The sequence below is a fragment of the Pseudomonadota bacterium genome, assembly GCA_018823135.1.
Taxonomy (GTDB): Bacteria; Desulfobacterota; Desulfobulbia; order Desulfobulbales; family CALZHT01; genus JAHJJF01.
This window is the reverse complement of record JAHJJF010000088.1, coordinates 1-21,905: the sequence shown is the minus strand read 5'-3', so window position 1 is coordinate 21,905 and position 21,905 is coordinate 1. Positions and strand designations below refer to the sequence as shown.

Below are 21,905 nucleotides of genomic sequence, written 5' to 3'. Positions count from 1 at the left end.
TATTATTCTCCGACAACTATTACTGATTGATCAGGACGCAGACGTTCGTTGCCTTCAATTACCACGGGCATGCCCGGCTCAAAATAAGGATTGTCGGCGCCGATGGTACCATTAAGATAGGAGACAATGTTCACCGGCAGGATCGCCGCCTTGCCGTCTTTAATGGAATAGACGAAATCGCTTCCCTGGAATTTTATCAACGCATCCCTGGGAATGATCGCAAGCTTTCTTTTGGAGCTGGTGGGCACGAAAACCGTTGCCGACATGTTTTCAGCGATTTTTTCGATGACCGGGATTTTTATTTTAAGGAAGATATTCTTGGTCTTGGCGTCGGCTGTAGGGTCGATATCGAAAATTTTCCCGGCGACTTCCTTTTTGTAAGCATTAATCATTACAGTCACTTCGTCGCCAACGGAACTATACTGCAATAAATTTTCGGCCACCGGCACTCGGACAAAGAGATCATCGGTGCAGGCGAGGCGGACCAGTTGTTTGCCCTGTTGTACCCAGTCGCCGATATCGACACTTTTTTCAAGAACCACCCCGTCAAAGGGGGCGTTAATGATACTTTTGCGCTTCTGGATCAGGAGTTTGCCAAGGGTTTCTTCTGCTGTTGATTTTTCAATGATGGCGTCCTGATATGCATAGAAAGTGTCGTCATACTCCTTTTCGCTGACGCCGTTCTGGCGATAGAGTCCATCGAGCCTTTTATGGTTTTTTGCGGTCTGTTCGATACGCAGTTCGATCTGTTTGATTCTTGTCTGCTGGATGGTTATTTCCTTATCAAGCATCTCGGTGTTAAGATGAACCAGGGCCGAGCCTTTTTTTACATGGTCGCCTTCGCGCACCTGGATGCTCTCCACAAGCCCGGAGACTTCCGAGGAAACATGGCTTATCCGTTCATAGTAGAGAAGCCCGATAAACGATCTGTTTTCAGCTATTTCCTTCAGGATGATATTTGTGGTGACCACTTTTGCCGGAGGGGGGTCCTGAGCAAGGACGGTGGCGCTGAAGAACAGGCTGATTGCTGATAGTAGTATGATTATTTTCTGCACAATGCACCTCATGTGTTGGATTGGTTTTCTATGTCAGCAGACATTGCATTTAGATTCTTGGAGATTTTTTCAAGAGAACGTATCACCTGGGTCTGATCTTTATCGGAGATTCCATTAAGAAGTCGGGTTGAGAAAGAATCAAAAACCGTATGCACTTCGCTTACCAGGGATGAACCCTGTTTTGTGATAAAGACAAGTGAGGCCCTACGGTCGTCGGGATTGTCTCTGCGGATCACCAGTTCTTTTGCTTCAAGCCGGTCCAGGATTCTTGTCATGTTGGCCGGGTTTTTATTTGCTGCATCACAGATTTCCCGTTGGGACAGGCCGGATTCCGCGGGCATATTTTTTAAGAGATGTAATTGTTCAAGGGTGAGGTCATACGGTTTGAGTACTTTTTCGGCGAAATTTCGCATCTCCTGAGAAGTGATATATATCTGACGCGCAAGTGAATCTTCTTTGCAGCATGTCATTTTCTTGACTCCTGGATTGTTGATTCGTGAATCATCAACTCATTAATAGTTGACCAGGCAATAATATGCGTATTAATTAATTTGTCAAGTGGATTTTTACACAGAGTTATGTGCGATTTTTTATTGAGCGATGGGCGTCAGAGTGGACCGGAGGAGCGTTATCGTTATCACTGTTTGGTGATCTTTGCCCAGGTGTCACGCAGAGTGACGGTGCGGTTGAAGACCAGGTGCCCGTCTCTGGAATCTTTGGCGTCAACGCAAAAGTAGCCCTGGCGTTCAAACTGATAGCGTGAACCGCTTTTAGTGTCAGCAAGACTTGGTTTAACCTGTGTTTTGCTCAAAGACGAGACTTTGGGGTCGTTTGGTCGGTTCCGAAGGAAGATTTCGTTTGTTCTAAAATCTGCTTGATGCCCGGGCGGGGTCTGCAAAGGACCATGAACTGAAAGGCAAACATTGTTGGCCACAGATTCGCCAGCAGGTTTGAAATTGTACTTAGAGATTTCCCGAGCCAGCCTGATATCACCGCTTGAAAAGGTGCACCGATAGGCATTATTTTCTCTATGATATATCCGCTGTCAATCAAGCTTCTTTTTAAGGAGGAACGAGTAAACAGACGTTTGTGGGTGATGTCCAGGATTCCCCGTTCTGCATAATTGAATCGTCCGAACAGGAGGTTAATTCGTATCCCGATAAAGGCAATATTTGGTGTCGAAATTACTGTAAGAGGGGCTTCGACGTTTTTTAGGGATTGACTGTTATTGCGCAGATCAAGAAGGAGTTGTTCAGGGAAGGATAGGTGCTCAAGAACGTCCAGCAAAAGGACGAGATCATATTTGAAAGCATCTGCCGGGAATTCTCCATGCTCAAGATCGGTTTTTATAAACTCGCTCATCATATTCTGAAGGGGTTCTCTATAATCCAGGCCAGTTACTTTTGCTCCCAAAGATTCACAATGTCTAGCTATAAACCCTGGGCCGCATCCGACATCAAGTATAGTTTTGGGCTTTTTGTCCTTGACGATTTGTAAGGCTTTGGTGTGTGACGAGTACAGGTGATCTTTTTTGTCCGAATAGACAACCTGCTTGATGTTGCGGTATTTGAGCGAACACATCATTCCTATACGGTGCAAGACATACTTCGTTGTAGATAGAATGATTTTTAAGGCATATCTCAAACCATTAACATGGCATTTCTCGTCTCCGTAATGAGTCGGGATTGGAAATTCAACAATTTCAGCATTTATATAATGAGCCTGAAGGATGATTTCCGTATCGAAATGAAAGTCGTTTGTATTGATTTCAAAGGGTATTGACTGAAGGAATCTGGTTGAATAGGCCCTGTAACCGGTATGATATTCGGCAAGTTTCATTCCGGTGAGAAGATTTTGGAATCCGGTCAGGATTCGGTTCCCAATCAATTTATAAAACGGCATGCCACCAAGCCGGGCATCCTTGATATTAACCATTCGTGATCCCAGAATAACATCAGCACCCGTTTCTTCCCGGATTTTTAAGAATTCAGGCAATAATTCAGGAGTGTATTGTCCGTCGCCATGTAAAAGGACAACAAGATCAAAGCCGTTGTCTATGGCATAGCGGTAGCCGAGTTTTTGATTTCCGCCATAGCCTTGATTGACTGGATTCTGGAGTATCGACACATTGTGAATCCCATGTCGTTTAGTCCAGTTGGCTGCCAATTCGACTGTTTTATCAGAAGATGCATCATCAATGACAAGAAAGTGAATTTTAGTGTTGTTGAAAAGGTATTCTGGAATGCGCTCAAATAACGATTCAATATGATTTTCAGCATGATACGCCACAACGAAAACAAGCGTTGTCTTTTGAAAGTTGTCACTTTTATTAATCATGCTTTGTTTCCTGCGAGAACTGCTCAAAAGTGAATAGGGTCTTAGCTATTTTATCCTCTGATGGAGGTTCAGTGCGTTCAAACAGCAGAATATCGGTACGTGCGTTGGCAAAAGGGGGGGCGGGGGCAAGCCATGCAACATATTTATAGTTGTCAGAAATCCAAAGACTGATGGACTGGGCATAGCTTTGACCGAAATAACTGTGACCAAACGTTTTGAAATGATCGTCTGCAAGAACAATATAATCGGGAGGATTGTTTTTGAAGTCTTGCAGGATGTTGTGTTCACCGAAAATATGAACTTGGTGCGGATTGAGGTTTCCATACCGCAAAGGATTTTTTCTTCGTGAGAGATAATTAAGTATTTCAGTTGCGGGTACCACTTTTAAAGTTTTGTCAGGCTCGACGTGCTCTAATATGCCGTTGAGAGCTTTTTGGATGGGAATACCTCTGGCGTCGGCAAAGAATGAATCGGCTCCAAAACCAACAATATTAGTTTTTGAAGTAATGATGAAATGTGCAAAGGTCAAATAGCAAATGATTATACCTGTCCATATTCCTGTTGAAAGGGCCGCAAATATTCGTCCGGAACCCCCTATTTTCTTTACATAAGCCGGCAGCCATTCTGATAATAAAACCACAAGAAGAAGGGTCGCCGGCATGGCAAGCCCGAAACCAGAATAATGTATTCTTGTTTTTAAAATTATTTTCAGAAGAAGGATAAAAGCAAAAACAAAAAGGCCGGTACGCAAAAAATGAGAGTTATTAAGCGATGTGTTTTTTGTTTTTGGGGAATAGGTTTGAAAAAGAGTTATTAATATCCCGAAAGCCAAGATGAGCGGCAAGGGGTAAAAAATGGAGTCCCATGGGATGTTCTGTCTGAAAAACCATAGTAAAATTACCGGGAGGACAAATGTTATGATGGCAATTGTTGTATGCCAAAACTTAGTAAGTTTCCGGCTGATCAATGCTATCGAGATACTGCACAAAAAAATTGCAGCATAGCTTAAAGCAACCTCTAACAACCTGATAATATTTTGAAGAGGTTTATCGAACCCCATGTTCCTGCTGAAATAAGGTGATTCCAGATTGTTCTGCCCGAAGACGTACATCCATGATCCTAATACTCCCTGCAAAGCCTCGGTTGCAGATGAAATTGACAAGAAAAAAATGTATGAAACGAGTGGGGGCGCAATAAAACCGGAAAAAAAACATAAAAGGATTCCGCCTGATTTTTTTCTGTGTTCTTTTGAAATGAACAACAGGATAAATTCAAAGAGAAACGCGGAAATTGCCGCCGCAAAAACTTCACATTTTGTCAAAAAAACCAGACCGAGGAAGAAACCAGCAGCCCCGGCATAGTACTTTGACATCTTCTTCATTATCGAGAGATTGAATAGAAACAGCGCCAAAAGCGACAATGAAATGCCGTGAGTGATTTCATGGGAATATGGCGTTAACCAGTTCTCATTACCGGTTTGGGTAAAATTTACAAAAGTGAATAAAAGAAGAAAAGTCGAACTGGCAAAAATTGCCCCGAGTCTGCCGCTTATCTCTTTTAAAATTCTATATACGATCCAGGAAGTTGCCAAGAGGATCATGTAATTACAAAGAACTAATGTTCGTAGGCTGGTGCCGAAAAGAAAAAACCATAAGGAGTTCAGATACGGTGAAAGAGGCCCGTTATGATAGGCTAAAGCAACATAAAGATGACGGCCCTCGAGTATTTGCCACGGAACGTAAAGCTCTCTGCCAAAATCAATTCTTGGATCAGGCCATGTCATCCATGACCAGAGAAGCATTTCAATTGATAAAAGGCTGAGAAATACGTAATCGAACCAAGGTGGAATGTTATTGAGCCACTTAAAGTCGTTAGAGAAAGAGGTGAAGAAGGAATTATGAGAGGCTGTTTGTGATTTCACATTAAGAAATACAGTTAAAGTATTGGTTGGGTTTGATTACCAATAACATCTTTACTCCTTTTTAGCTACCTTTGCCCAGGTGTCACGCAGAGTGACGGTGCGGTTGAAGACCAGGTGGCCTTCTCTGGAATCTTTGGCGTCAACGCAAAAGTAGCCCTGGCGTTCAAACTGATAGCGGGAGCCTGGCTGCGCCTCAGAAAGACTTGGTTCTACCAGTGCATTGGTGAGGATATCAAGAGAATCGGGGTTGAGGAATTCCTTAAAATCTTTTTCCTTGTCAGTCCCGGGGGTTTCCACGGTAAAGAGCCGGTCATACAGTCGCATTTCGGCAGGAACGGCATGCTGTGCTGAAACCCAGTGGATAGTCCCTTTGACTTTTCTGCCGTCCGGTGCAGAGCCGCCGCGGGTTTCAGGGTCATATGTGCAACGGATTTCAATAATTTCGTTGGTGTCATGGTTCTTGATTATTTCCCGGCATGTGACCAGATAGGCACAACGCAGCCGCACTTCCCTGCCTGGACCCAGGCGGAAGAATTTCTTGGATGGCTCCTCCATGAAGTCATCCTGCTCAATATAAATGGTTTTTGAAAAAGGCACCACGCGGGTACCCATTTCGGGCTTTGCCGGATGGTTCGGCGCCTGGAATTCTTCAACCTGATTGTCCGGATAATTCTCGATGACCACCTTGAGGGGTTGCAGGACGCCCATGACCCGGGGCGCAGTTTCATTGAGGTCTTCGCGGATGCTGTGTTCAAGAAGGGCAACGTCCACCACACTGTCGCGTTTCGCCACCCCGATCCTTTCACAGAAATTCCTGATGGACTCCGGGGTATAACCCCGTCGTCTGATCCCTGAGATAGTCGGCATTCTGGGATCGTCCCAGCTGTTGACATGTCCCTCAACTACCAGTTGAATCAGTTTTCTCTTGCTGAGAATCGTGTAAGTGAGATTCAGCCGGGCGAATTCAATCTGTTGCGGATGACAGGGCGCCGGAATAGTATCCAGGGTCCAGTCATAGAGCGGTCGATGGTCTTCAAACTCCAGGGTGCACAGCGAGTGGGTGATTCCTTCCAGTGCATCTGAAATCGGGTGGGTATAATCATACATCGGGTAGATGCACCAGTTGCTGCCGGTGCGGTGATGCTCGGCATGCAGGATTCGGTACAGGACCGGGTCACGCATGTTCAGGTTGCCGGATGTCATGTCAATTTTAGCACGCAGAACCCGGGTGCCGTCGGGAAATTCACCGGCACGCATGCGCCCGAACAGATCAAGGTTTTCTTCAATGGGCCGGTCACGGTACGGGCTTTCCTGGCCGGTCTCTGTGAGGGTGCCGCGGTGTTTGCGGATTTCCTCGGCGCTCAGGTCGTCGACGTAGGCTTTTCCAGTTTTGATGAGGTGGATGGCGTATTCGTAGAGTTTTTCAAAATAATCAGAGGCATAGAACAGCCGGTCTTCCCAGTCGAATCCAAGCCATCTGACGTCTTCGATTATCGACTGGACATACTCAACTTCTTCCTTGGTGGGGTTTGTGTCGTCAAAGCGCAGATTGCATTGGCCGTGCTCGTTTTCCAGGGCAATGCCGAAGTTGAGGCAGATTGATTTTGCATGGCCGAGATGGAGATAACCGTTGGGCTCGGGCGGAAAACGGGTGGCCACTTTGCCGTTATGTTTGCCGGATTTCAGGTCCTGGTCAATGATCGTGCGGATAAAATCTTTGGAGGGGGTTTCGTTAGTCATCTCTGGTCTCTTTATTTAAAATACTTTGCCACATCACGAAGTCGGGCAACAACCTTTTCCTTGCCGATGTGCTCAAAAATTTCAAACATGCTCGGCCCCTTGATCTGTCCGGTGATCACCGCCCGGCAGGCATTGATGGGAATGCCGGGTTTGATATTCAGTTCTTCGGCAAATTCTCTGGCAACCCGTTCCGCCTCTACCGTAGTGAGCTCCGGCAATGCGTCAAAACGGTCGGCAAGCATGGGCAGCCACTCTTTGAGTTCGGGATACTTGACGACGTTTTTGTTGAAAGCTGTTTCGTCGATTACGAAATCATCGGCAAAAAAGGCGCGGCCCGAATCGGCAAAGTCTTTAAGGGTATGAAACCGTTCACGGATCATATCAATAGTCTTCAGAAACCAGTCTTTTTTTGCGCTGTCATATTGGTCATCCCACAATCCCTGGCCGATTAATTCCTGCTTGACCATGGGGGCAAGTTCCTCGATGGGGATGGTCCGAAGATAATGGGCATTGATATTTATCGCTTTGGCATCGGTGAAAAATTTCGGATCGTCTTTGTGGTGATTAAAGATGGAACTTGACTTGTTGATCCGTTCCAGGGTGAAGGCCTCTATCAGTTCCTCTTTTGAGAAAAATTCCCGGTCATCGCCTGGCGCCCAGCCAAGCAGAACCAGGAAGTTCACCAGGGCCCAGGGGATAAAGCCGTTATTTTTATAGAATTGCACCGCGACTATCTCGCCGTGGCTGCGCTTGGAGATCTTGGCGCCTTTGAGGTCCATGGTCAGCGGCATGTGGGCGAAGACCGGCACCGGAGCGCCCAGGGCCTCATAAAGCAGGACCTGTCGGTTGGTATTGTCCTTATGGTCCTGGCCGCGAATGATGTGAGTGATCCGGTCCCGGATATCGTCAACCACGTTGCAGAGGAGATAGAGCGGTTTGCCGTTGGAACGCACTATGACAAAATCGGCAATTTCACTGTAGGCTTGTTCAATGCGCCCCAGGACCTTGTCGTCGTAGCCCACCGAACCGCTCCGATCCGGAACCTTGAACCTGGCCACCGCCGGAATGCCGGCAGCTTCTTTTTCGGCCACCTGTTCCGGGGTAAGGTTCCGACAGGTTCCGTCGTATTTTACCGGTTGCTTGGCTGCCAGGGCGGCTTCCCGTTTGGCGTCAAGCTCCTCCTTGGTGCAGAAGCATTTATAGGCGTGTCCCCCGGCCATCAGACGGTTGGCGGCAGCAACATGTTCTGCGGAAAATTCTGTCTGGAAATAGGGGCCTTCGTCCCAGTCAATGCCCAACCATTCCAGACCTTCAATAATTCCGTCGATGGAACCCTGGCTCGATCTTTCAACATCGGTATCCTCAATCCGCAATATCAATTTGCCGTTGTGCTTTTTGGCAAAAAGCCAGTTATAGATGGCGGTTCTTGCGCCGCCAATATGCAGATAGCCGGTGGGGCTCGGTGGAAAGCGGACTCTTACTTCAGACATTGATTCTCCTTATATCTTCAATCCGAAAAATTGTGGCGGAAGGTTTTGCTTGATGCGTTCTATAAAGCAAACCTTTATATACCTTTTCCATCATAGAATCAACAGGATAAATCCCCGAAAATCTCCATGGCAAGCTTTGTAGTTAGAGGGATTTTCTATAACCTGGTATTTACATAGAGGGAAAAACTGTTAAAATGTATTATGCTGTCAAAGCTCATATAAAGTAAAAAATAGTTTGGCATACTTTTTTACAGGGCTTTTAATGGCGAATTCTGCAGGAAAAGACAGCTTTTTCCCCAGCCGGAGAATGAATGAATCTGTTTACCCTTGCCAGTTTATCGGTTGTCATCACCTGCCTGCCTCTTGCTGCCTTTACATTTTTCTGGGGCACAAAAAGAATCCATAAGTTTCTTTCCCTGTTTAATCTGGTCGTGGGCATCTGGTGTCTGGGGCAGGTGATTGTCGGAACCGCGACCAATGAAGAACATGCGCTTCTCGGGTGGAAGGCCGCCCATATTGGCGGAGTCCTTGTGGCGCCGGTGTTTTTTTATCTGACCTGTCTGTTCTGTTCGATCAAGCGGCCGAAACTGCTTTTCGTGGCTTATACCCAGGCTATCATCTACCTTTTCTTGCTGTGTGCCACCAATCTTATCATTGCCAAACTGCGATATTTCCAGGGGATTTATTTTATTGATGCAACCCCTCAATACGTCCTGGCAATCATCTTGTATGGATTCTTTGTAGGTCTCAGCTTTTTTGAGCTCATCCGTTATTTCAGCACAACCCATGGCCATAAGCGGGTCCAGGCCCTTTACAATCTCCTGGGTTTTTCTTTCGGGTTTTCCGGCGCCACGCTGATTTTTCTGCCGATGTTTCATGTGGATGTTTTCATTCCAGTGGGGAACGCGGGCATAACCCTTTACGCCTTTGTTCTGACCTACGCAATTTTCAGGCATCATCTGATGGACATTCACCTGGTGTTCAGGAAAACACTTGTTTTTTCTTTGTCAGCGGCGGTTGTCAGCGGGTTATTTGTCATACTGGTCCTGTTTTTCACCAGAACGTTTTCCCATGTGGTGGGCCTTGATTCCTTTGCCACTACAGCGATTGCAGCACTTGTTGCGGCATTTCTTTTCGCACCGATCCAGAACCGGATTCAAAAAACCATCGACGCATCGTTTCTGGGCAGCGGCTATGATTACACCGAAGTGGTCAAGGAGGCCAGTAACCGCCTGTCAAATCCCATGGAAGCTGCTGCCATCAAAAATTTTATTCTTGATACGGTGGTGATGCTCTTTGATCCCATAAACACGGTGTTGCTGACTCGCCGAAGGGAATCATTTCTTTCCACATTATGGCGGGTGCATCCGAAAGGCGGAGACGATACCATCCGCACCATCAATATTCCGTCCGATTCGCCCCTCATAGGACTCATTGAACGTGACAAGACGATATTTTACCGGGACACCTTTATCGAGGGCCCGGATCAGGAGTACATTGCGCTCATCAATAAAATTCTTAAACCCATCAGGGGGGAAGTTCTGGCGCCGATTTTTATCGACGGCATGCTGAGCAGCATATTGATTGTCGGCGAAAAGGCTTCCGGCAGGATTTATACAAAGCAGGATCTTGACATCCTGCACACTCTGGTGAACCAGGCCTCTATCGCTCTTGAAAACGCCGATCTTTATGAGGGGCTTGAAGCAAGGGTTATTGAAAGAACCAAAGAACTGGACAAGGTGAACGAAAACCTCAAAAAGGAGATTGCCGAACGCAAAAAAGCGGAAGAAAAGGCCTTGCGGGCAACTGCGGCAAAAAGTGAATTTCTGGCTAATATGAGCCATGAAATCAGGACACCGATGAATGCGATCATAGGTTTTACGGACATGCTCATCGATACAAAAGTCAATGCCGTACAGCTTGATTATATCCGAACCATTAAAAACAGCGGCGAGGCATTACTTTCATTACTCAACGACATTCTCGATTTTTCAAAAGTCGAGGCAGGAGAACTCAGTTTTGAAGAAATTGATTTTGACCCTGAACTTCTTGCCTATGACGTCTCTGACCTTATCCGCCCAAGAGTTGACTATAAGCCCATTGAACTGTTGTGTCATATCGCCGACGACCTTCCCGCATTGGTCAAAGGTGACCCGGCCCGTTTCAGGCAGGTCATTACCAATTTGATGGGCAATGCAGTCAAGTTCACCAGTGCAGGAGAGATTGAGCTTTCTCTTGCTGTTGATCAAGAGGAAGAAGGCAGGATCAGGATACATACTACTATTCGTGATACCGGGATAGGTATTCCGGATGACAAAGTCCAGACGATATTCAATCCTTTTCAACAGGCGGATGGCTCAATGACCAGGAGGTTCGGCGGCACCGGTCTGGGATTGACCATCTGCAAAAAGATATCAAGCCTCATGGGGGGGGATGTCTGGGTTGAGAGTAAAAAAGACCAAGGCAGTATTTTTCATTTTACTGCGTGGTTGAAAAAGTCTGAACAGAAGGAGAGTCGCAGGTGGAACACGAAGTTACTCAAGAGCAGGAATATTCTGGTTGTTGATGATAACCAGGCCAACCTGCGAATTCTGACACATATGCTGGAAGCTGGTGGGATGACCGTTCTCAGTCTTGATAAAGGGCGTGATGTGGTCCCGGCACTCCTTGCAGAGCAAGAATCAGGCAATTTTTTTGACCTTTGCATCTTCGATGTCCAGATGCCGGAAATAACCGGACATGAAGTTGCAGAGGAAATCAAGAAAAACACAGACGCCTATTTGCAGGGCCTGCCGCTGGTGGCGCTGTCTTCTCTCATGGATGCCAAAAAATGTGAGGAGTCGGGCTTTATGGGGTATCTGAGTAAGCCGGTACGCAAGGAAAAACTGTTTCAGATGATCGGCAGGATTCTGGGATCCGCAGAAGAGAAGAGAGATCAGGTTACCCTTGAAGATGAAAATATTTTCACCCAGTATTCCGTTCTTGAAGACTTGAAGCATGGAATGCAAATTCTTCTGGTTGAGGATAATCTGGTCAACCAGAAACTTGCATTGCTGATGCTTCAAAAAGCCGGATACAAAGTAGAAATCGCCAACAACGGCAAGGAAGCTGTTGATAGATTTCTAGCAACCCCCGAGGATTATGACCTGATTCTCATGGATATTCAGATGCCGGTCATGGACGGCCTGGAGGCATCAAGGATTATCCGTGCATCCGGGAGTGAAATCCCCATCGTTGCGATGACTGCCCATGCGATGACAGGCGATCGTGAAAAATGCCTTGAAGCCGGCATGAACGATTACATGACCAAGCCGATTAAAAGGGATATTGTTTTTGCGACACTGGGCAAATGGGTATTCCCCAAGGACACCCACCATGCCGACCAATGATGTTCTCTTGGTTTTTCATCCCGGAAAAGCGGAGGAATAATCATTGAAAAAGCACGAAGTTTTTTAAATTTGTGTTTTTCTGTCAGAAGAACTACTATTTAACTATAGTTCAAATAAGCTTTAATCCCTTCATATGGGAGGTGAACCATGGTAGTAGATCCCGCAAACCTTAATACCGTTTCCACAACCACCAGGGAACAACGCCTGACCACGGCCGAAGAAGCAGGCGCAACCGCAGAAAAGACTGAAAGTCGGGCGGATACTAGTCAGACCAGCGAGGTAGGTGCTGCAGTAGTGACAACATTGTCGGCCGCTTCAACGGAAAGCAACAGACCGGTTGCTCCAGCGGACCAGGGCGCTGACCTTAATCGGACCCGCAACGTCACCGATGAAAACAGGACCCGGGATAATCGTTCAGTTGAGGACCAGGGAGCGCGTAGCGGACGTCAGTCCAGAGTGGATGTCGTAATCTGAAAATTGTTTTTTCGCATGTGGAATTTTATCTTCGGAATTCTCCGATCAGCCAGGATCTGTCCATCATTCGCCCGCATTATCCAGAAACATCTCAGGAAAATTAATGTATTCCCTTACCTCTTAGTCTTCATTTTGCTTGAGATCTTGCAGTTGTAAAAACACCGGTGAGAAAAAAAGGCTGGATTTCGGGTTGCAGCGAGGTTTCAACATGTTCGTCTAAAGTATGCAATTGCCCGATTGTATAGCAGTGCATAATGGAAACATTTAAAAGAAGTTACAGGTTTTTTACCCCCAGCAGTTTAATGAGTTCCTCGGCGATAAGGGGCGCAACGGAATAAACATCAAGAAGCGAGTCGCTTTTGACATTCGGATAAGTGTCCGAGCCGATGATTCTGCCGATCCCCGCTTCCTGAATCCGCTTTCTTGCGTCACCACACAGCACCAGATGAGTTGCCATGATCATGGTTTCGAGAGCGCCGGCCTGCAGGCAGCGTTCCGCAGTCTGGATGATCGAGCCGCCGGTACGGATCATGTCATCACAGATTATCGCAGTTTTTCCCTTCACAACGCTTGATACCTGCCGAACCATGGTCTGATCTGTGTCGAACCGGTCCTTGTCGGCGGCGGTATGGGGTAGGCCAAGCATACTGGCCAGCCCTGCCACCCATTTGCTGCGGCCGTAATCCGGGGAAACCAGCACAATGTCTTTGTTACCGATAGTTTTTATTTTGTCGACGATAAGTTTATCGGTTTGGAGATGTTTGGTGCGTATTTTTCCTGAATGGGCATGTAAGACGGCCTCGGAATGCAGATCAATAAACCCGACAAAGGTCGGATTGGACCTGAATATTTGTCTAGTTCTGGTAATCCCTTTGGGGATTTCACCTGAGCCTGATTTGGCTCGCTCCATAGTCGAATATCCGAGAAAAGGAATAATGACATTGACTGAATCCGCCCGCCAGTAGTGGCTGCCGTCTATAAGGTCGATAACTTCCTGATGCGCAGTGTCATCAGGGGTGCTGCCGATAATGACCACATCCCTGCCCGCCATTTTAAGGGGAAAAGCGTGGTATACTTCCTTGTCCTGGAATTGTTTCAGGATTACCTCGGTATATGGTATGTCCAGTGATTCCGATACTTTTCTGGCCAGATCCGCGGATGCCCGATTGGAAATGATCACCAGGTTGTCAGGGGTTGTGGTTTTCATAGATGTCTCGCTTGTTTTTTTCCCTTCTATTCTGCTATAATAAAAGGTGTCGTAATAATTTAATGGGCTCTCCCATGAGACCCTTTATGTATTCGAAATTTGGACTGATTTCCATGATAATAATGTTCGGATAAAATAGAAAGAGACTTTCGACTAATTAGATTCATGGCCGACGTTGTATTGAGTAAAACAGGAGAAATGAAATGTATCGCGAATTAAATGAATCCTGGAAATTTATCGGAAGATTTTTTTATATTCTTTATCTTGCCTGTTCTGCAAGTGTCTGGATTTTACTGGTTATCGGCTTTGTGCATTCCCGCGGAGATTTTTTGGTCGGCGCTGCCCTCATGGCTTTTCTTGCCGCATCCCTTAAACTCTATGGAAGCACGTATCTTGATTTTACCAGACTTGCGGAATCTTTCCCCTTTGAATCGCAACAGGATCTACTCCCCCGGACAGTCCGTGATGAGGCTGAAGGACTTTTCAAGAATTTTTCAGCAGAGCATTCTCAATGGCAGTATCGCCAGGAATTGAGAATGCGTCTTGCCGAACTCGTGAAAAAAGAACCACTCCTCCTGGGTATCTATTCTGAAGAAATATATTCCGTCCATCCGAATTTGATCGCTAAAATGAAAGTCTAGGTCAGCAAGGCTTATTCAGTCGATTTTCCCCCCCACATCAAAACCCCAATTCCTTCAAGAATCGCGGATCTTTTGTCCAGTCTTTCTGGACCTTGACCCAGAGTTTAAGCATGACTTTTGATGCCAGGAGAATTTCAATATCCTCGCGGGCGGCTTTGCCGATCTGTTTGAGTTTGGAACCTCCCTTACCGATGACAATGCCTTTCTGTGATTTTTTTTCGACATAGATTGTTGCGTCGATGGTAACCAGGTTCCGGGACTCTTCTTCCTGGAACATGTCAATGGTCACAGCGGTGGAGTAAGGTATTTCCTGGCCGGTCAAGAGAAAGATTTTTTCCCTGATTATTTCAGCGACAATGAACCGTTCGGTGGAGTCGGTGGGAATGTCTTCGGGGTACAGTCTCGGGCCTTCGGGTAAAATTTTAAGGAGTTCATCGATAATCAGGCCGGTACCGTCATTGTGAAGTGCTGAGACCGGCAGCATTGAAGTAAACGGGTAAATCTCTTTATAGGTGGTGAGCAGGGGAAGGAGGAGGCCTTTTTCCAGCTTGTCGATTTTATTGATCAGCAGAATGGCCGGTTTTGTGACTTTTTCCAGGAATCGGGTAGGGGATGTCGAAGTTTTTTTGGGCAGAGGAAAAGTCGCATCTATCATGAAGAGGATGACGTCCACTTCACTTAATGAGTCCATGGCGATTTTTACCATCTCAAGATTGAGAGGACTATGGGCGGTGTGCAGTCCGGGAGTATCCATCAGGATAATCTGATACCCCGGGTCATTTAAAATTCCCAGGATGCGGTTCCTTGTGGTTTGCGGCTTCGGCGAAACGATGGATATCTTCTGGCCCATGAGGGCATTGAGTAATGTGGATTTGCCGACATTAGGCGGACCCACCAGCGCAACTACACCTGATTTTATTGTTTCGGTATGGGAGTTATTTATGGTCATAGAAATCGTCGTGAATTAGTTATTATTTTGATCGTTGTCATAATGCATACCAGTTTTCTCGTATCAGGGTGATGTCTTTTCCCTGTCAATATTGTGCAGTTTTTTGTTGGGATGAAAAGCTATTTTATCCTTTTTTGCTGAGATGCACACGGGAATTTGGTGACAAAACATTTTATTGTTGTAACATCGAGCCACTCTTTTTTAGAGTTTTATTCATGCCATCAGTATTGATTTCCATAGTTCCGGCAGCATCTGTAAAACCCAATTCAAGGTCTCCCGCATGTCCCTGGCAGGAAAAATTATAGAATACATTGAACATGGCAAGATGATTTGCGCAATAGTCTTGAAAGACAGCAGCAATAAACTGCAGCTCTTAAATAAGAACGGCCGCGACGTAAGCCTCTCTGCCGCACGGGTGGTATATCATTCAGACAAGGCATATTCCCTGAATATGACCAGGGATGAGATGATCCGCCAACTTCAGGAAATCGCCCAAAAACGTCTGGAGATGATGGCGAAAGTAGATCTTGAAGAAATTTGGTCCCTTGCCGTTGAAGAGAAAAACGACGCTTTTGATCCAAGGTTTTTGACTGAACTGAGTTTTGGTGAACGTGCCAGCGATGATCACGTAGCTGCTTTTTTGCGCTGTATATTCATCGATAAACTGTTTTTTAAATTCAGGGAAGGCATGATAATTGTCCACTCCCGGGAGATTGTTGAACAACTGCAGCTCAAAGCTGATAAAGAAAAACAGCAGGATGCATTGCTTGACAGCGGGGCGCGGATGCTGCGCGGCCTTTTTGAAGGGAAGGCGAATGACCAGGAAAGCTGGCCTGAAAAAGAGCGTTGCCTGGATTTGCTTAAGGATTTCTATCTGTTCGGCAATGAGGCAAAGGAAAGTGATCTGGCGCGCGAGCTTTTGAAGCGCGCAGGTCTTAACAATCCCCACGATGTCTATTATCTGCTGGTAAATGCCGGGATATGGGAAGCAAACGAGAATATTCCATTGCTGCGCTATGAAATACCCTGCGAATTTTCCGATGAGGCCCTGCAGAGCATCGCTGATTGTGTGGTTCGGCAGGATCAACTGCTAGCCGAAGCGTCGAGAAAGGACCTGCGGCATCTCAACCTGTTTACCATAGACGGTGCGGAAACCAGGGATTTTGATGACGCGCTTCATATCGAACAAAAGGCTGACAATTTTCTGGTGGGAATTCATATCGCTGATGTGGCGCATTTTATCAAACCCGGCAGCCCGCTTTTTGAAGAGGCATTAAAACGCATTACTTCATTGTATTTTCCGGAAAGCCGTGTGCCCATGCTGCCAGGGGCGATTTCCGAAGACCTTTGCAGTCTTAAACGTGGTGAGTCCCGGGCAGCAATGAGTTTTATGGTTTTATTGTCCAAAGAAGGCGAGATGCTGGATTTCGATATAATCTCAAGTATTGTGTCGGTGAAAAGGCAGCTCAGTTATCCGGAAGCAGACGGACTCATGGATACTGATCCGGCATTGAAAAGTCTTTCGCTGCTTGCCAATAAACTCCGGCAGAGAAGACTTGCTGCCGGGGCGTTGCTGCTGCCCATCCCTGATGTGGTGATCAGTGTTAATGAGGATGAGGTGGATATCCGGCTTGCTGAGGTCGATACCCCTTCGAGGTCGCTGATCGCCGAGTTCATGGTGCTGGCCAACTCAATCGGCGCGCAGTTTGTTTCCGACCGGCAGGTGCACGGGTTGTTCAGGGCGCAGAAAGAGCCGCGGCAAAGATTAATCCAGGGATATGAAAAAGACCTGTATACGATTTATCGACAGAGAAAATATCTGTCGCCGGCAAAAATGCTGACTACTCCGGAGCCGCACAGTTGCGTCGGTGTTATGCAATATACCACGGTCACCTCACCGATCAGAAGGTTTCTGGATCTGGTCATGCAGCACCAGATCAGCGCCTTGTTGCAAGGGAAAGGAGAGTTGTTTCCAGACAATGATCTGAAGGATTTTTCACGGGCCATCCAGGCAACACAGACCAAGGTGAATCTGGTCAGACAACTGCGGCATCGCTACTGGCTTTATAAGTATTATGAGAAATTTGTCGGCAGCAGGGTGGATGCCATGGTTATTGATTCGGGACCGCGGCGCGTTCAGGTTCTGCTTCTCGACACGCTGCTTGAAGGAAGTCTTCCGGCCAATCAAGGGGTACATCCGGATTTCAGGGATATTCTTTCTGTGAGAATTGCCAAGGTCAGTGCCTTGGACGATGACCTGCGCCTTGAATGGTGATTTGAGAAGCGAGTGAATAGTGACGAGTAAATAGTGAATAGTGAAAAGTTGGGAGAAACGTTGTTGACAGGTGCGATGGGAGCATTAAGCTCAGCACTCAGCACTCAGCACTCAGCACTCAGCACTCAGCACTCATCACTCCTCACTTATCAGTCATAGATGATCGAGGTATACGAGGAGAGTTTTTCTTCGGTCTCAGGATCCAGCTGGTCCGCGACTTCATGAATAAAATATTCTTTGCCGCATTTGCTGCATTTCATTCTTACTCTGCGGCAGCTTCTTGCCACCTGGAGTTCGCCTTTACACTCTTTGCATTGCATGATTTTCTTATGAACCCTGATGGATTTGTCTGAATACTTTGTGCTGCCGGGAACCGGATCAAGCTAGGAGCTCTTCTCTGGTGAAAATACTCTTGAGCGTGTAACCCTTTTCGGCAAGGGCCTCGGCGCCCCCTTCCTGCCGATCGACAACGGTGATTACCAGACCGACTTTATATCCCTGTGCTTCAACTCGATCAATGACCTTAATCAAGGTTCCGCCTGAAGTGACAACATCTTCAAGAAGGGCCACTGAAATCCCTTGGGGCATGTTGCTTCTGCCCTCAATATAATCTTCGGTGCCGTGTTTTTTGGATTCTTTCCTGACGATGAATGCCGGGATGGGGGTTTTCTCCAGATAGCTGACTAATGAAGCTGCGGTAACCAGGGGGTCGGCTCCCAGAGTCATGCCGCCCACGGCGTCAATTGGTGACGGGTTTTCCTTGATCAGAGAAAATATCAGTTTGCCGCAGAGATAGGCGCCTTCAGCGGAAAGGGTGGTCTGCTTGCCGTCGATGTAAAAATCAGATTCCCTGCCGGATGAGAGTTTGAAGGTTCCTTTGCGGTAGGATTTTTCAAGGAGCAGTTCTTTTAAACGTTGTCGGTCGTCCACGGGGATTCCTTGTAATTATTTTGTGAGTTTCGAGAAAATGTTGAGGTTTGCCTTTTTGTCGATTTTCGGGACAATCAGTCCGTCCTTGGATGTCATGACCACCATGACCCCGGGGCCATGACCGGCAAGAACACAGTCTGAGTGTACGACAATACCGATGACAATGCCACCGGTTTTATAAATCCTGCCGTAAGTCGCATCCGCATCGGTGATGGCGATGAAATCACCGAGCTTCAGGCCGTCAAGGCCATGTTCGCTGACAGTGGGCTGGTCAAATAACTGTATGTCATAATCGCCGCTGTGGCTGTGGGTTGAACCAATCCCTGAGCCCATGATCTTTGCCGGGACCGTGTGGGTCACCGGAATTTGAATCCTGCCTTTGCCGAGGTCTTTAATCTTCATGGCTTCAAGAAGCGCCGGATCCAGGTTCATTATTTTGATGGAAGGATAATCCAGGATCTGCAGGCCGCAGCCGAAGGCTTTGATCTGGATTTTATCGCCGATCACCAGTTGCTCAAGGACTTCGGGCTCAAAATCAATCAGTACATGTTCGATGCCGCCGTGTTTGCCGGTGACCATGCCGATTTTCCCTTTGGCATCTCCGGTTGCCACGGTAGCGGTGTTGCCGGCGCAGGAAAAGATATTCAGAGCGCGGTTCGGTCCGGGCTGCCCCTGGAACTGAGTAAAATTGCTGATACTCACTCCCGGCTCAACGTGATCCGCAAAAAGGCCGCAGGCCGGGTCACCGATTCGTACATTATAGGTGATGCCGCCGACGCCTGGGTAGACATCAGAATGACCGTCAGGGTTTATTCTGTAAGGGTTTACGCCGCCGAGGGGGGACGTAATTTCACCGATGACTGACTGGCGGATCAATTTGTCCTTGTTGGTTCTTAACATCAAATTTCTCCATTTTGAAAGGCCCTGATGATTCGGACCCATTACATTTTTTTGTTGGCAATTGTATACAGATTTCTTTGCAAAGTGGCAAGGGTTGTTTAGTATTTGATAAAAAGTGATTTTCGCCTTCACCGAACCTGCTGTGTCATCTGTTGTCCAGCATGCCAGAGTATAGCTGAACAATATCTTCCTTGCATCTTCAGTAAATGCAAAAATCTCTCAACTTGGTTATAAGTTGACTGTATCCGCATATTTTATTTCAAAATTACAACGAAGGAACATTTGATGTCTTTATCCAACAAGCCCACAGAGATCGCCCTGTTGCTGAAGAGTATTTTTAAGGACAGGGGGTGGCGTGACCGGGTTGATCTGCATGGTGTATTCGGTTTCTGGAAGGATGTCGTTGGCAAGGAGGTGGCCGAGCATGCCGAGCCGTATCTGATTCGTGGAACAACCTTGTGGGTGAATGTAACGGACTCGGTCTGGATGCAGCAGCTTGTCTATGAAAAAACCATGATCCTTGAGCAGGTGAATCAACGACTTGACGGGAAAACAGATCTCACCGATATCAGGTTTTCACTCACCGACAGACTCCATTCGGAAACTCCGCCTGAAAAACTTCCGGAGAGAAAAAAACAGCCGGATAAAAAGCGTCTTACTGAGATTGAGCAGATGCTTGCGATGATTGATGACGAGGATATGAAAAAAACAATGCGTCGTTTATGGGTCCGTTTTGAGACTTCCGGTAAGGAATAGTTAATTGATGAATATCTATGCCGATTTATCTTCAAGCAGCCGCAGATGCAGATAATGTTTCAGTTGTTCCAGGTCGGTGTTCTGCTCGGTAAAGTACACCCCCATGAGCCGCTGGTCCTTGCTGCGTTCGGCAACCCAGGCAACCCGGGCCTGGGTGATATTGATCTTGTGTTCAAGGTCGGAATAGCGCAGGCAGAGCGATAGTGAAAGGGGCTTCAATATATCATCTTTTTTTATGCTGCTACTGAAGTTTCCTACCAGTCTTGCGCCGTCAAGGGTGACATCGAGTACTCTGCAGGTTATCAGCCTTTGTTTGCCATCGGGGATGAAGGTAGCTCTGGAGTTGCCTGGAGTTGTCAGGCGAGGGTGTTTGCGGCGTTGAATTTCAAATATTTCCGAGGGCAGAGATGCGGTAATATTTTTCCGGTCATTGTTCAGGACAAGGCTTTTAAAACCCCGCATCAGCTGGTTTACCCGCTTGTAAAACAGGAAACACTCGCCCGGGTTGATACCGAAGGCATTCCTTTTCGTAAGTTTGATGCATGATCCGGAGTCGTCTGGTTCAATGGCACTGAGGAATACAACCTGATTGGGAGCGGTTTTCTGGCAGAAATTCAGGCGGGTTTGATCATCAATAAGTAAGTTGATTTCTTGAGTGATTGTTTCAGGAGATTCTGCCCAGACTCGACGCATGATGGAATGAATTTACCTGTTGAGGGTAAGTGTCTTAATCATTAGGATCAGCCGTTCATAATTGTTGAAAAATCTACTTATTTCTACTGGGTGCATTTCTTTTTGTCAAGCTGTTGGTGATGCTGTACTCTACAGGTGTATAGGATTATTCAACCTGCAGATTGTGCCATGCAAAAATGGGAATGACTGATTATGGGAAAAACACTGACTGAAAAAATCCTGATCGGTGTGGCTGTTGCCGGCAGTATTGTGTTTCTGGCAAGGAGTCTCCGTTTGCTTGCCGCCGGGATGGAGCTGATCGTAACGTATCAAAAGCGCAAAACAAATAAGGCAATTGCATCCGAAAACCCTTGTCTGAGTGATACAGGATCAAAATAGTTTTTCAGAATCGAGCAGAATAGTCACCGGGCCGTTGTTGGTCAGCGACACATGCATCATCGCCTGGAATTCACCGGTTGCGGTGTTGATCCCCATTTCTTGAACCTGCCTGGTGAAGAACTCATATAAATGCTTAGCTTTTTCCGGGGGTGCGGCCTTGGAATAAGATGGTCGTCTGCCTTTGCGGCAATCGCCGAAAAGGGTGAACTGCGAAACGATCAGGACTGAACCGCCGACGTCCTGGACCGACCGGTTCATCAGACCGTTTTCATCCTGAAATATCCGCAGGTGGATTATCTTTTCCGCCAGGTAGGCGGCATCCTTTTCCGAATCGTTTTGATTCACGCCCAGAAGGACAAGAAGCCCTTGGCCGATTTCTCCTGTGGTTTTGTCATTGACAGTGACTTTTGCTTTGCTGACTAATTGGACGACTGCTCGCATCAACTCCCTCTTACTAAATCCTGAATCCATGACTACAAGTCATTACCCCTGAACAAGTCAAAGGTAGTACTTGGGTTTTGAGTGAGGGGTATATCTTGAATGATTTCATCCATTCCTCCTCACTCCTCACTGATCTACATAAGTTTCCTGTCATAAACTGGAGTATCGCCATGGCGGCGATGGTTGCGGTTTCGGCCCGCAGTATACGCGGTCCAAGGGTTACGGAGCTGAAGCCGTTTTGGGTGGCAAGCGCAACTTCATCTTTTCTGAAACCGCCTTCAGGGCCGATGAGAAACAGTAAAGAATTCTGAGGATTCATGCTTTCAAGG

20 protein-coding genes are annotated in these 21,905 nt (G+C 46.9%); 6 read left to right on the top strand and 14 right to left on the bottom strand.

Features of this window, described 5'->3' with window-relative positions; translation table 11 throughout:
* Positions 1-2 precede the first annotated feature (2 nt).
* The 7 genes from KKE17_09530 to KKE17_09500 form a co-directional block, all read right to left on the bottom strand.
* Positions 3-1,067, bottom strand: coding sequence for an efflux RND transporter periplasmic adaptor subunit (locus tag KKE17_09530; GenBank protein ID MBU1710231.1), 1,065 nt, complete (start codon positions 1,065-1,067; stop codon positions 3-5).
* Complete coding sequence (locus KKE17_09525; GenBank protein ID MBU1710230.1) at positions 1,064-1,525, bottom strand: MarR family transcriptional regulator; 462 nt, start codon at positions 1,523-1,525, stop codon at positions 1,064-1,066. The genes KKE17_09530 and KKE17_09525 overlap by 4 nt, the downstream gene beginning before the upstream one ends.
* A gap of 167 nt (positions 1,526-1,692) precedes the next feature.
* Complete coding sequence (locus KKE17_09520) at positions 1,693-1,866, bottom strand: hypothetical protein (protein ID MBU1710229.1); 174 nt, start codon at positions 1,864-1,866, stop codon at positions 1,693-1,695.
* The gene (locus tag KKE17_09515; protein ID MBU1710228.1) at positions 1,863-3,392 is read right to left on the bottom strand and encodes a glycosyltransferase; all 1,530 of its coding nucleotides are present in this window, start codon (positions 3,390-3,392) and stop codon (positions 1,863-1,865) included. Before KKE17_09515 ends, KKE17_09520 begins: the two co-directional genes overlap by 4 nt.
* Entirely contained in the window at positions 3,385-5,175 is a 1,791-nt protein-coding gene (locus KKE17_09510; GenBank protein ID MBU1710227.1) for a glycosyltransferase family 39 protein, read from the bottom strand. Before KKE17_09510 ends, KKE17_09515 begins: the two co-directional genes overlap by 8 nt.
* Before the next feature lie 189 nt (positions 5,176-5,364).
* Positions 5,365-7,053 (bottom strand): glutamine--tRNA ligase/YqeY domain fusion protein, encoded by a 1,689-nt coding sequence (locus tag KKE17_09505; protein MBU1710226.1) that lies wholly within the window; start codon positions 7,051-7,053, stop codon positions 5,365-5,367.
* An 11-nt stretch (positions 7,054-7,064) separates the two neighbouring features.
* Entirely contained in the window at positions 7,065-8,543 is a 1,479-nt protein-coding gene (locus KKE17_09500; GenBank protein MBU1710225.1) for a glutamate--tRNA ligase, read from the bottom strand.
* A 311-nt stretch (positions 8,544-8,854) separates the two neighbouring features.
* Between KKE17_09500 and KKE17_09495 the strand changes: the two genes are divergently transcribed.
* Both KKE17_09495 and KKE17_09490 read left to right on the top strand, forming a co-directional pair.
* On the top strand, positions 8,855-11,932 hold the full coding sequence (locus tag KKE17_09495) for a response regulator (GenBank protein ID MBU1710224.1): 3,078 nt from the start codon (positions 8,855-8,857) through the stop codon (positions 11,930-11,932).
* Positions 11,933-12,079: 147 nt separating this feature from the next.
* Positions 12,080-12,406, top strand: coding sequence for a hypothetical protein (locus tag KKE17_09490; protein MBU1710223.1), 327 nt, complete (start codon positions 12,080-12,082; stop codon positions 12,404-12,406).
* A 274-nt stretch (positions 12,407-12,680) separates the two neighbouring features.
* Here KKE17_09490 and prs read toward each other — a convergent pair whose 3' ends face one another.
* The gene (gene prs / locus KKE17_09485) at positions 12,681-13,613 is read right to left on the bottom strand and encodes a ribose-phosphate diphosphokinase (protein ID MBU1710222.1); all 933 of its coding nucleotides are present in this window, start codon (positions 13,611-13,613) and stop codon (positions 12,681-12,683) included.
* Positions 13,614-13,816: 203 nt separating this feature from the next.
* Here prs and KKE17_09480 point away from each other — a divergent pair, with 203 nt between their 5' ends.
* Complete coding sequence (locus tag KKE17_09480; protein MBU1710221.1) at positions 13,817-14,254, top strand: hypothetical protein; 438 nt, start codon at positions 13,817-13,819, stop codon at positions 14,252-14,254.
* 37 nt (positions 14,255-14,291) lie between these two features.
* Here the strand turns inward: KKE17_09480 and era are convergent, their stop codons facing one another.
* Positions 14,292-15,203 (bottom strand): GTPase Era, encoded by a 912-nt coding sequence (gene era / locus KKE17_09475; protein ID MBU1710220.1) that lies wholly within the window; start codon positions 15,201-15,203, stop codon positions 14,292-14,294.
* Between the two features lie 280 nt (positions 15,204-15,483).
* On the opposite strand from era, the gene KKE17_09470 reads away from it, so the two are divergent.
* A complete protein-coding gene (locus KKE17_09470) occupies positions 15,484-17,478 on the top strand; it encodes an RNB domain-containing ribonuclease (GenBank protein ID MBU1710219.1) in 1,995 nt (664 codons plus the stop codon).
* A gap of 378 nt (positions 17,479-17,856) precedes the next feature.
* Here the strand turns inward: KKE17_09470 and pyrE are convergent, their stop codons facing one another.
* Together pyrE and KKE17_09460 are read right to left on the bottom strand one after the other, a co-directional pair.
* Entirely contained in the window at positions 17,857-18,408 is a 552-nt protein-coding gene (gene pyrE, locus KKE17_09465; GenBank protein ID MBU1710218.1) for an orotate phosphoribosyltransferase, read from the bottom strand.
* 15 nt (positions 18,409-18,423) lie between these two features.
* Complete coding sequence (locus tag KKE17_09460) at positions 18,424-19,308, bottom strand: DUF4438 domain-containing protein (GenBank protein MBU1710217.1); 885 nt, start codon at positions 19,306-19,308, stop codon at positions 18,424-18,426.
* A 285-nt stretch (positions 19,309-19,593) separates the two neighbouring features.
* Between KKE17_09460 and KKE17_09455 the strand changes: the two genes are divergently transcribed.
* Positions 19,594-20,064: a DUF721 domain-containing protein gene (locus tag KKE17_09455; GenBank protein MBU1710216.1), complete on the top strand. Its 471-nt coding sequence runs from the start codon at positions 19,594-19,596 to the stop codon at positions 20,062-20,064.
* Between the two features lie 15 nt (positions 20,065-20,079).
* Here the strand turns inward: KKE17_09455 and KKE17_09450 are convergent, their stop codons facing one another.
* Positions 20,080-20,757, bottom strand: coding sequence for a PilZ domain-containing protein (locus tag KKE17_09450; GenBank protein MBU1710215.1), 678 nt, complete (start codon positions 20,755-20,757; stop codon positions 20,080-20,082).
* Positions 20,758-20,949: 192 nt separating this feature from the next.
* On the opposite strand from KKE17_09450, the gene KKE17_09445 reads away from it, so the two are divergent.
* The gene (locus KKE17_09445; protein MBU1710214.1) at positions 20,950-21,135 is read left to right on the top strand and encodes a hypothetical protein; all 186 of its coding nucleotides are present in this window, start codon (positions 20,950-20,952) and stop codon (positions 21,133-21,135) included.
* Here KKE17_09445 and dtd read toward each other — a convergent pair.
* Positions 21,127-21,576, bottom strand: coding sequence for a D-tyrosyl-tRNA(Tyr) deacylase (dtd, locus tag KKE17_09440; GenBank protein ID MBU1710213.1), 450 nt, complete (start codon positions 21,574-21,576; stop codon positions 21,127-21,129). The genes KKE17_09445 and dtd overlap by 9 nt on opposite strands.
* A 13-nt stretch (positions 21,577-21,589) precedes the next feature.
* A partial coding sequence (locus tag KKE17_09435; protein MBU1710212.1) for an RsmE family RNA methyltransferase occupies positions 21,590-21,905 on the bottom strand: 316 nt, incomplete at its 5' end.